Origin of the sequence: Rothia santali, assembly GCF_024199905.1 — a bacterium.
In the GTDB taxonomy this organism is placed as follows: Bacteria; Actinomycetota; Actinomycetes; order Actinomycetales; family Micrococcaceae; genus Rothia; species Rothia santali.
In genome coordinates, this window is record NZ_JANAFB010000038.1 from 20,072 (window position 1) to 29,397 (window position 9,326).

Below are 9,326 nucleotides of genomic sequence, written 5' to 3' on the forward strand. Positions count from 1 at the left end.
CCCCTACGCGTCCCGCCGCGGGGTGGCCACGGCGCCGTCGAGCACGGTCGGGTGGCCGTGGCAGAAGGTCGCGCGGATCGCGCCCGGGACCTCGAGGCCGCGGAACGGCGAGTTCCGGCCCTTGGTCTGGTGGTCCTCGGGCACCACGGTCCGGCGCGCCTGCGGGTCGATCAGGACGATGTTGGCGGGCTCGCCCGCGGCCAGGGGCCGGCCCTGGTCCTCGATCCGGGCGATCCGCGCCGGCACCTCGGACATGATCCGGGCGACGCCGGCCCAGTCCATCAGGCCGGTCTCCACCAGGGCGAGCTGGACGATCGACAGGGCCGTCTCCAGCCCGGTCATGCCCATGGCCGCGCAGGACCACTCGCACTCCTTGGCCTCGACCGGGTGCGGCGCGTGGTCGGTGCCGATCACGTCGATCGTCCCGTCGGCCACGGCCTCGCGGAGCGCCGTCACGTCCTCCTCGGTGCGCAGCGGCGGGTTGACCTTGTACACCGGGTCGTAGGTGCGGGCCTTCTCGTCGGTGAGCAGCAGGTGGTGGGGCGTGACCTCGGCCGTGACGTCGATGCCGCGCTCCTTGGCCCAGCGGACGATCTCCACCGAGCCGCGGGTCGAGAGGTGGCAGACGTGCACGCGGGAGCCGACGTGCTGGGCGAGCAGGACGTCGCGGGCGATGATCGACTCCTCGGCCACGGCGGGCCAGCCGGTCAGGCCCAGGTCGGCGGAGACAGACCCCTCGTTCATCTGCGCGCCCTCGGTCAGCAGCGGCTCCTGCGCGTGCTGGGCGACGACGCCGTCGAAGGTCTTGACGTACTCGAGCGCGCGGCGCATCAGCACGGCGTTGTGCACGCACTTGCCGTCGTCGGAGAACATCCGCACCCCGGCGCGGGACTGGGCCATGGCGCCGATCTCGGAGAGCCGCTCCCCGGCCAGGCCCACGGTCACGGCGCCCACCGGGTGCACGTCGACCCAGCCGGCCGCGCGGCCGAGCTCGTAGACCTGCTCGACGACGCCGGCGGTGTCCGCCACCGGGTGAGAGTTGGCCATCGCGCAGACGGCGGTGTACCCGCCGGCCGCCGCGGCGCGGGTCCCGGTCTCCACGGTCTCGGCGTCCTCGCGGCCCGGCTCGCGCAGGTGGGTGTGGACGTCCACGAGGCCGGGCAGCGCGATCAGGCCCTCGGCCTCGACGACGCGCGCGTCCCCCGCCTCGAGGTCCTCGCCCACCTCGGCGATGACGCCGCCGGAGACGAGCAGGTCGGCGGTCCGCTCCCCGAGCAGGCGCGCCCGGCGGATGAGGTACTTCTCAGCGGTCATGGTGTCCTTCTTCGTGAGGGGCCTGCGGCCCGGTCAGCAGGTGGTAGAGCACGGCCATCCGCACCGAGACGCCGTTGGTGACCTGGTCCAGGACCAGGGAGCGGCCGGAGTCGGCCGCGGCGGAGCTGATCTCCAGGCCGCGGTTCATGGGGCCGGGGTGGAGGATCGCGGTGTCGCTGCCGGCGGCCTCCAGCGCGGCCAGGCGCTCGGGCGTCAGGCCCCAGAGGCGGGAGTACTCCTCGGCGGAGGGGAAGAACGCCGCGTTCATCCGCTCGCGCTGGATGCGCAGGAGCATGACGGCGTCCTGCCCGCGGCGCAGGGCGGCGTCGAGGTCGTACTCGACCGTCACCGGCCACTCGCCGATGCCCACCGGGAGCAGCGTGGGGGGCGCGACCAGCGTGACCTCGGCGCCCAGGGTGTGCAGCAGCCAGACGTTGGAGCGGGCCACGCGGGAGTGCAGGACGTCGCCGACGATCGCGACCCGCAGCCCGCCCAGGTCGGTGCCGGCCGTGTCGGTCCCGCCGAGCCGGGCCCGGTGCTGCCGGAGCGTCATGGCGTCCAGCAGGGCCTGGGTCGGGTGGGCGTGGGTGCCGTCCCCGGCGTTGATGACCGGCGCGTCGATCCAGCCGCTCGTGGCGAGCCGCTGGGGCGCGCCGGAGCCGGGGTGGCGGATGACGACGGCGTCGGCGTTGATGGCCTCGAGGGTCTGGGCGGTGTCCTTCAGCGACTCGCCCTTGGAGATCGAGGAGCCCTTGGCGGCGAAGTTGATGACGTCGGCCGAGAGGCGCTTCTCCGCGGTCTCGAACGAGATGCGGGTGCGGGTCGAGTCCTCGAAGAAGAGGTTGACGACCGTGCGGCCGCGCAGGGCCGGGAGCTTCTTGACCTCGCGCTGGCCCACCTCGCCCATGCGGTCGGCGGTGTCGAGCAGCGAGACGGCCTCGGCGCGGGAGAGGTCCCGGGTGTCGAGCAGGTGCCTCACGGGCGGTCCTCCGATCCGGCGGCGGGGGCCAGGATCTGCACGCGGTCCGCGCCGCCGGCGGCCCCGTCGATCTCCTCCAGGTAGACCTTGACGGACTCGTCCACGGAGGTCGGGAGGTTCTTGCCGACGTGGTCCGCGCGGATGGGCAGCTGGCGGTGGCCGCGGTCGATGAGGACCGCGAGGCGCACCACGGCGGGGCGGCCGAAGTCGGCCATCGCGTCCAGGGCGGCGCGGATGGTGCGGCCGGAGTAGAGGACGTCGTCCACGAGGACCACGTTGCGGCCGTCGATCCCGCGGGCCGGCAGGCGCGTGGGCTGCGGGGTGCGGGAGGTGCTGCGGCGCAGGTCGTCCCGGTACATGGTGACGTCGAGCTGGCCGAGGCCGAGCTCGGGGTCGAAGCCCTCGTAGGAGCCGGCGATCTTCTCGGCGATGCGGCGCGCCAGCGGGTAGCCGCGGCGCGGGATGCCCAGCAGCACGAGGTCCTCGGTGCCCTTGTTGGCCTCGACGATCTCGTGGGAGATCCGGGTCAGGGCCCGGTTGATGTCGGCGGCATCGAGAATGACCCGGGCGCGCTGCGGCTGCCCGGACGGGGGCCCACCGGTGGCCCTCGATGATTCACTCATGTGCGTTCGCCTCCTTCCCCGCCTCACAGGACGGAATTTAAAGGTTGCTCGGCGCGTGCGGTGCAGCGCCTGCATGACAAGCTACCACAGCCGCGGGGACGGGGGCCGCACCGCTCGGGCGGCCCCCGGGGAGGCTCAGGCGAGCAGGGTCGGCTTGACCTTCTGCAGCCGCCCGAGCAGCCCGTTCACGAACCGCGGCGAGTCGTCGGTGGAGTGGGTGCGGGCCAGGCCCGCGGCCTCCGAGACGGCGACGGCGTCGGGGACGTCGTCGTTGTACAGCAGCTCCCAGGCGCCGATCTTCAGGATGGCGCGGTCCACGGCCGGCATGCGGTCGAGCGTCCAGCCCTTCGCGTAGGTCTCGAGGTACTCGGAGATCTCCTCGTCGTGCTCGATCACCCCGCGCACGATCTGCTCCGAGTAGGAGGAGATCAGCGCGGTGGTGTGGAGCCGGCGGCGCCGCAGCACCTCCATGAGGTCCTCGTGGCGCTCGTCCGCCTCGAAGAGGACTTCCAGGGCGCGGATCCGCGCCTTCGTCAGGGACCTCACTCGTTGACGCGCCCGAGGTAGTCGCCGGAACGGGTGTCGACCTTGACCTTGGTGCCCTGCTCCACGAACAGCGGGACCTGGATCTGGTAGCCGGTCTCCAGCGTCGCGGGCTTGGTGCCGCCGGTCGAGCGGTCGCCCTGCAGGCCCGGCTCGGTGTAGGTGATCTCGAGGACCACCGACGGCGGCATCTCGATGTACAGCGGCGAGCCCTCGTACAGGGCCACGGTCACGTTCTGGTTCTCGAGCATGAAGTTCGCGGCCTCGCCGACCACGGTCTCCGGGACGTTGATCTGGTCGAACGTCTTGTTGTCCATGAACACGTAGTCCGCCGCGTCCTGGTACAGGTACTGGTAGTCGGAGCGGTCGACGGTGGTGATGTCGACCTTGGCCCCGGCGTTGAAGGTCTTGTCGACGACCTTGCCGCTGGTGACGTTGCGCAGCTTGGTGCGCACGAACGCGCCGCCCTTACCCGGCTTGACGTGCTGGAACTCGATGACGCTCCAGAGGTTGCCGTCCAGGTTCAGGATGGACCCGTTCTTGATGTCGCTGGTCGATGCCACGGACACTCCTTGTCAGATCGTTGAGCAGGCGGCGTCGTGCGACGCCGTGGGATCGGTTGCCATTGTAGCGCCTCCGGGACGCGGCCCCGGGCCGCCGGCCGGGGATCAGCCCTCGTCGGCGATCTCCTGGTAGGTCGCGAACAGGATCGACTCGTCCGGGACCTCCATGATGCGCGGGGAACCGACGGCGTCGAGCACCACGAAGCGCAGCAGGTTCCCGCGGGTCTTCTTGTCCCGGTGCATGGCGTCGCTGAGCTGCTTCCAGCGGTCCCCCCGGTAGCTCACGGGCAGGCCCAGCGACTCGAGGATCCGGCGCGTGCGGTGCACGACCTCCTCGTCGAGGTTCCCGGCCGCCGCGGCCAGCTCGGCCACGAAGACCATCCCGACGGACACGGCCGCGCCGTGGCGCCACTGGTAGCGCTCGGCCAGCTCGATCGCGTGGCCCAGCGTGTGGCCGTAGTTCAGGAACTCGCGCCGTCCCGACTCCTTGAGGTCCTGGGAGACGATCTCGGCCTTGACCCGCACCGCGCGCTCGATCAGCTCGCGGACCACCGCGGACTGCGAGTCGCGGACCCGCTCGGGGTTCTCCTCGACGATCCGCAGGATCTCCGGGTCGGCGATGAAGCCGCACTTGATGACCTCGGCCATGCCGGCCAGCAGCTCGTTGACGGGCAGGGTCAGCAGGGTCCCGAGGTCGCACAGGACGGCCGCCGGCGGGTGGAACGAGCCGACGAGGTTCTTGCCCTCGGCGGTGTTGATGCCGGTCTTGCCGCCCACCGCGGCGTCGACCATGCCGAGCAGCGTCGTGGGGATGTGGACCACGCGCACCCCGCGCAGCCAGGTCGCGGCGACGAAGCCGGCGACGTCGGACACCGCGCCCCCGCCCACGGAGATCACGACGTCGGAGCGGGTGAAGTCGTTCTGGCCCAGCACCTGCCAGCAGAACGCGGCCACCTGGACGTGCTTGCCCTCCTCGGCGTCGGGGATCTCGGCGGAGAAGGACTCGTAGCCGGCGGTGCGCAGGTCGTTCATGACCAGCTCGCCGGTCGAGCGCAGGGCCCGCGGGTGGACCACGAGGACCCGCTGGGCCCGGGGCCCCAGGATCTCGGGCAGCCGCGCCAGCAGGCCGTGCCCGATCAGCACGTCGTAGTTCTCCTGCGGCTGCGTGCCGGTCACGGGGATGGTGGTCACGGCGTCCGTCGTCTCGGCCATGCGATCAGCGGGTCCTTTCCTGGGGTGTACGGGTGGGTGTGGTGGTGCCCGGCGCGGGCGCCGCGGGTCAGCGGTCCCCGGTCAGCCCGCGGACCGCGCCGTCGAGCTCCCGCGCCATGTCGGCGATGCTGCGGTCGCCGCTGGCGTCGATCACGACGTCGGCCAGCGCCTCGTAGGTCTCCCGGCGCTGCTCGAGGATCTCGGTCCACCGGGCCACCGGGTCGGGGCGCAGCATGGGCCGGCTGGTGTTGCCCGCGATCCGGGGGGCGACCGTCTCCGCATCGATCCGCAGGTACACGACGCGGTGGCCGGCCAGGCGCTCCCGCACCCGCGGGGTCATCGGCGCTCCCCCGCCCACCGAGAACACCGCGCCCTCGTACTCCGGGTCGCCCAGGACCTCCGCGATCGTGTCCGCCTCGAGGTCGCGGAAGTACCGCTCCCCGTAGGTCTCGAAGATCTCGGAGATGACCCCGTGGCGGGAGACGATCAGCTGGTCCGCGTCCACGAACTTGTAGCCGTGGAACTTGGCCAGGTGCAGCGCGAGGAACGACTTGCCGGCCGCCATCGGCCCGATCAGGACGATCGGGCCGCGCGGGGCCTCGTGTTCGCTCAGGGAGCGCACCAGGACCGGGTCCAGCCGGTCGTCCCCGCTCCCGGCGGTCTCGAGGGGGCTCTTGGGGGGCATCGGGTCAGCCGTCCCAGCTGTCGGAGTCGGAGACCGACTGCAGCCGCTCCGGCATCTCCGCGAGGTAGGACTCGACGTTGCGCCGGGTCTCGGCGATCGAGTCCCCGCCGAACTTCTCGACGTAGGCGTCGGCCAGGACCAGCGCGACCATCGCCTCGGCGACGACGCCGGCCGCCGGCACCGCGCACACGTCCGAGCGCTGGTGGTGGGCCTTGGTCACCTCGCCCGAGGAGGTGTCCACCGTCTGCAGGGCCTTGGGCACCGTGGCGATCGGCTTCATGGCCGCGCGCACGCGCAGGGTGTCGCCGATGCTCATGCCGCCCTCGACGCCGCCGGCGCGGTTGCTGGTGCGGCGCACCCGGCCCTCTGCGGCGTCGATCTCGTCGTGGGCGGCCGAGCCGCGCCGGGCCGCGGTGCGGAACCCGTCCCCGACCTCGACGCCCTTGATCGCCTGGATGCCCATCAGGGCCCCGGCGAGGCGGGAGTCGAGGCGGCGGTCCCAGTGGACGTAGGAGCCGAGGCCCGGCACCAGGCCGTAGCCCAGCACCTCGACGACGCCGCCCAGGGTCTCGCCCTCCTTGTGCGCGGCGTCGACCTCCACGACCATCGCCTCGGAGGTCGCGGCGTCGTGGCAGCGCAGCGGGTCGGCGTCGAGGGCCTCGACGTCGGAGGGCAGCGGCAGCGCGGCGTCCTCCGGGGCGGAAACGGTCCCCACGGCGGTGGTGTGGCTGACCAGCTCCGCGCCGAGGGCCTTGAGGATCTGGGAGGCGACGACGCCGAGCGCCACGCGGGTGGCCGTCTCGCGGGCGCTGGCCCGCTCGAGCACGGGGCGCGCCTCGTCGAAGCCGTACTTCTGCATGCCGGTGAAGTCGGCGTGGCCGGGGCGCGGCCGGGTCAGGGGCGCGTTGCGGGCCCGCCCGGCGAGGACCTCCGGGTCCACGGGGTCGGAGGACATGACGTCGGTCCACTTGGGCCACTCGGTGTTGGCGATCTCGACGGCGACCGGGCCGCCCTGCGTGAGACCGTGCCGGACCCCGCCGAGGATGCGGACGCGGTCCTCCTCGAACTTCATCCGAGCCCCGCGGCCGTAGCCGAGACGGCGGCGGGCCAGGGCGTCGCGGATGTGGGCCGAGGTGAGCTCGACCCCGGCGGGCACGCCCTCGATGATGCCCACGAGCGCCTCGCCGTGGGATTCTCCTGCGGTCAGCCAGCGAAGTGTCACGTACGGTCCTTCTCTCTCGTGCCGGGGCCCGCCTCGCGCGGGCCCCGTCGGTCTCTACTTCATTGTGCGGGTCGGCGGGGTCCCGCGGGACCGCCGGGGAATGGCTCACTATGTGGCCGACAACGACGACGCCGCCGCCCCGCCGCGACCGGCCGACGCGGCGACCCGGCGGCCGCCCGACCGCCCGACCGTCGTCAGCCGGCGCGCGGTGCGAGCAGCGCCTCGTCGGAGATCTCCGCCGGGACGTAGTCGCGCGGCGCGAGGCCCACGGCCCCGGCCATCGCGGCGAGCACCTCGGCCTGGCGCGGCAGGGGCTCCGCCAGCGGCGCCCCGGTGAACAGCTTGACCTGGTCCACGGCCTGGTAGAGGAGCATGTCCTTGCCGGAGACGACGCGCGCCCCGCGCTCCCCCGCCCTCTCCGCCAGGACGGAGGGCCAGGGGTCGTAGGAGACGTCCAGCACGGCCGTGCTCCCGAGCTCCTCCGGCAGCCGGTCCGCCAGCGGGTCGAAGGCCCGCGCCGGCAGGGTGCAGATCGCGATCTCGGCCCCGCCCAGCTCGGCCGCCGCGCGCTCCAGCGGGTGGAACTCCAGCCGCAGGCCGATCTCGCCGGCCACCGCCTCGACCCGGGCGGCCCGCGCGGGGTTGCGCACGTAGACCCGGACCGAGTCGGCGCCGAGGATGTGCAGCGCGGCCGCCGCCGCGGTTGCCGTCCCCCCGCCGCCAATGATCGAGGCCCGCAGCCCGGAGCTTCCGTCGACCCCGGCGTGGCGCAGGGCGTTGACGATGCCCGAGACGTCGGTGTTGTGCGCGAGCACCTCGGTGCCCGCGGCACCCCGGACCGGCGCGAGCGTGTTGGCGACCCCGACCAGCCGGGCGAATCGCGTGCTGCGGTCGGCCCAGTCCAGGACGGCGGACTTCAGCGGCATCGTGACGGAGAACCCCCGCCACGCGGGGTCGGCCAGCGCCTCGCGGGCGAGGCCGGGCAGCGTCTGCTCCGTGGTCTCCCGGCGCTCGTAGCGCGGCCCGGAGCCGAGGACCCCGTAGGCGGCCCGGTGCAGCGCGGGCGAGAGGCTGTGGGCGATCGGGCTGCCGAGCACCGCCGCCCACGGGCCGGGGGCGGCCGGCGCCGTCCCGGCCGGCGTCGTCTCCCCCGCCATCAGATGCACTTCCCGGGGTTGTCCGAGCACCACTGGTCGTACTCCGCGACGTTCTGCTGGTGCTCCTGGTACGTGCGGGCGAACTTGGTCTCGCCCGTGTCGAGGTTCACCGTGACCCAGAAGTAATAGTCGTTGGAGTCGGGCTCGGCGGCGGCCTCCAGCGCGGTCTTGTCCGGGGACCCGATGGGGCCCACGGGCAGGCCCTTGATCGCGAAGGTGTTGTACCGGTTGCTGGTGTCCGCCTTCTGCTCGCTGGTGATCTGGTAGGTCTTCTCCCCCAGCCCGTAGGCCACCGTGGCGTCCGACTGCAGGAAGCCCTGGGTCTCGCCCTGCGGGTTCTCGATCCGATTGTCGATCGCGCCGGCCACCGCGGCGTAATCGCTCGGCGTCGCCTCGAACTCGAGGATCGAGCCGACGGTGACCGCGTGGAAGATCTCCTCGTCGTCGGTGATGCCCAGGGAGTCCAGGTCATCCTTGGTGCGCTGGGTCATCTCCCGCAGCACGTCCTCGGCGGTCGCGTCCGTGGGGAAGCGGTACTCGCCGGGGTGCAGGTAGCCCTCGAGGGTGGGGAACTCGTCGGGGATGCCGAACGCGCCCGGGTCGTCCTCGAAGGACTCGAACTCCGAGAGTTCGATGCCGGTGGCCTCGGCGAGGCGCTGGAAGGTCTCGTCCATCCGCAGGCCCTGGTCGACGGCCACGTAGTGCTGCGCCGCGCCGCCGGTGCCGAGCAGCGCGTCCACGGCCGACTCGGAGCTCATCTCCTCCTCCAGCTCGAAGGTCCCGGGCTGGATGAACTGGCCCTCGGCGCGCTCGTCGTAGACGTCGAGGAAGCGGCCGGCGTTGGCGACGACACCCTGGCTCTCGAGCTTCTGCGCCACCGCCGCGTTCCCCTCGCCGCCCGAGACGGTGACGGTCACGGCGGTGCCGGTGCCGGCCCCCCCCCAGTCCCTGGGCTGGAAAAACCCCAACCCCCGGCCGGTGATGGCCCCCGGCCCCAACACCGCGACCGCGAAGACCGCCATCGCGGG

10 protein-coding genes are annotated in these 9,326 nt (G+C 72.8%); all 10 read right to left on the reverse strand.

Annotated elements, in window-relative coordinates:
* Positions 1–3: 3 nt before the first annotated feature.
* Complete coding sequence (locus NBM05_RS12655) at positions 4–1,314, reverse strand: dihydroorotase (RefSeq protein WP_254168069.1); 1,311 nt, start codon at positions 1,312–1,314, stop codon at positions 4–6.
* Entirely contained in the window at positions 1,304–2,293 is a 990-nt protein-coding gene (locus NBM05_RS12660) for an aspartate carbamoyltransferase catalytic subunit (protein ID WP_254168071.1), read from the reverse strand. Before NBM05_RS12660 ends, NBM05_RS12655 begins: the two co-directional genes overlap by 11 nt.
* Positions 2,290–2,916, reverse strand: a complete 627-nt coding sequence (pyrR, locus tag NBM05_RS12665) for a bifunctional pyr operon transcriptional regulator/uracil phosphoribosyltransferase PyrR (protein WP_254168080.1) — start codon at positions 2,914–2,916, stop codon at positions 2,290–2,292. The genes NBM05_RS12660 and pyrR overlap by 4 nt, the downstream gene beginning before the upstream one ends.
* A 135-nt stretch (positions 2,917–3,051) precedes the next feature.
* Positions 3,052–3,462: a transcription antitermination factor NusB gene (gene nusB / locus NBM05_RS12670; RefSeq protein ID WP_254168082.1), complete on the reverse strand. Its 411-nt coding sequence runs from the start codon at positions 3,460–3,462 to the stop codon at positions 3,052–3,054.
* Entirely contained in the window at positions 3,459–4,022 is a 564-nt protein-coding gene (efp, locus tag NBM05_RS12675) for an elongation factor P (RefSeq protein ID WP_254168085.1), read from the reverse strand. The genes nusB and efp overlap by 4 nt, the downstream gene beginning before the upstream one ends.
* Before the next feature lie 105 nt (positions 4,023–4,127).
* Positions 4,128–5,234, reverse strand: coding sequence for a 3-dehydroquinate synthase (gene aroB, locus NBM05_RS12680; RefSeq protein ID WP_254168086.1), 1,107 nt, complete (start codon positions 5,232–5,234; stop codon positions 4,128–4,130).
* A 67-nt stretch (positions 5,235–5,301) separates the two neighbouring features.
* Positions 5,302–5,919, reverse strand: coding sequence for a shikimate kinase (locus tag NBM05_RS12685; RefSeq protein WP_254168088.1), 618 nt, complete (start codon positions 5,917–5,919; stop codon positions 5,302–5,304).
* 4 nt (positions 5,920–5,923) lie between these two features.
* Positions 5,924–7,141, reverse strand: coding sequence for a chorismate synthase (aroC, locus tag NBM05_RS12690; protein ID WP_254168090.1), 1,218 nt, complete (start codon positions 7,139–7,141; stop codon positions 5,924–5,926).
* A 194-nt stretch (positions 7,142–7,335) separates the two neighbouring features.
* Positions 7,336–8,298: a shikimate dehydrogenase gene (locus NBM05_RS12695; RefSeq protein WP_254168092.1), complete on the reverse strand. Its 963-nt coding sequence runs from the start codon at positions 8,296–8,298 to the stop codon at positions 7,336–7,338.
* On the reverse strand, positions 8,298–9,215 hold the full coding sequence (gene mltG, locus NBM05_RS12700) for an endolytic transglycosylase MltG (protein WP_254168094.1): 918 nt from the start codon (positions 9,213–9,215) through the stop codon (positions 8,298–8,300). The genes NBM05_RS12695 and mltG overlap by 1 nt, the downstream gene beginning before the upstream one ends.
* Between the last annotated feature and the right edge of the window lie 111 nt (positions 9,216–9,326).